This is a genomic window from Hydrogenophaga sp. (genome assembly GCF_011772445.1).
Taxonomy (GTDB): Bacteria; Pseudomonadota; Gammaproteobacteria; order Burkholderiales; family Burkholderiaceae_C; genus Hydrogenophaga.
Map to the genome: position 1 here is coordinate 1 of NZ_WVZN01000028.1, position 1,023 is coordinate 1,023.

Annotated in this window: 1 protein-coding gene; it reads right to left on the minus strand. The window is 63.4% G+C overall.

All coding sequences use genetic code 11. From position 1 onward, the window contains the following. On the minus strand, nt 1-1,023 hold a 1,023-nt coding region (locus tag GTO19_RS13120), incomplete at both ends, for a GTP-binding protein (RefSeq protein WP_291021371.1).

Below are 1,023 nucleotides of genomic sequence, written 5' to 3' on the forward strand. Positions count from 1 at the left end.
CGCTGCAGCGCGATGCCCATCTTCTCCTGGTCGGCCTTGGTCTTGGGTTCCACGGCCTGCGCAATGACGGGCTCGGGGAAGACCATGCGCTCGAGCATGATGATGGCTTCGGGGTCGCACAGGGTCTCGCCCGTGGTCACGTCTTTCAGGCCCACGCAGGCGGCGATGTCGCCGGCGCGGATCTCTTCCACTTCCTGGCGGTTGTTGGCGTGCATCTGCACGATGCGCCCGATGCGCTCCTTCTTGCCCTTGACCGGGTTGAAGACGGAGTCGCCCTTCTTGAGCACACCCGAGTACACGCGCACGAAGGTGAGCTGGCCCACGTACGGGTCGGTCATGAGCTTGAACGCCAGCGCGGAGAGCTTCTCTTCGTCGGCGGCCTTGCGCGTGGTGGCAGCCTCGTTCTCGTCGGTGCCGCCAACGGGGGGGATGTCCACCGGCGAGGGCAGGTAGTCGATCACGGCGTCGAGCATGCGCTGCACGCCCTTGTTCTTGAAGGCCGAGCCGCACAGCATGGGCTGGATTTCGGTGGCCAGCGTGCGCGCGCGGATGCCCTGCTTGATCTCGTCCTCGGACAGGTCGCCCTCTTCGAGGTACTTGTTCATCAGCTCTTCGCTGGCTTCGGCCGCGGCCTCCACCATCTTCTCGCGCCACTCCTTGGCTTGCGCCTGCAGTTCGGCCGGGATGTCCTGGTACTCGAACTTCATGCCCTGGGAGGCTTCGTCCCAGATGATGGCCTTCATCTTGAGGAGATCGACCACGCCTTTGAAGTTGTCCTCGGCGCCGATCGGAATCACGACCGGCACAGGGTTGGCCTTCAAGCGCAGCTTCATCTGGTCATAGACCTTGAAGAAGTTGGCGCCGGTACGGTCCATCTTGTTGACGAAAGCAAGACGCGGCACCTTGTATTTGTTGGCCTGGCGCCAGACGGTCTCGGACTGCGGCTGAACGCCACCCACGGCGCAATACACCATGCAGGCGCCATCGAGCACACGCATCGAGCGCTCCACCTCGATGGTGAAG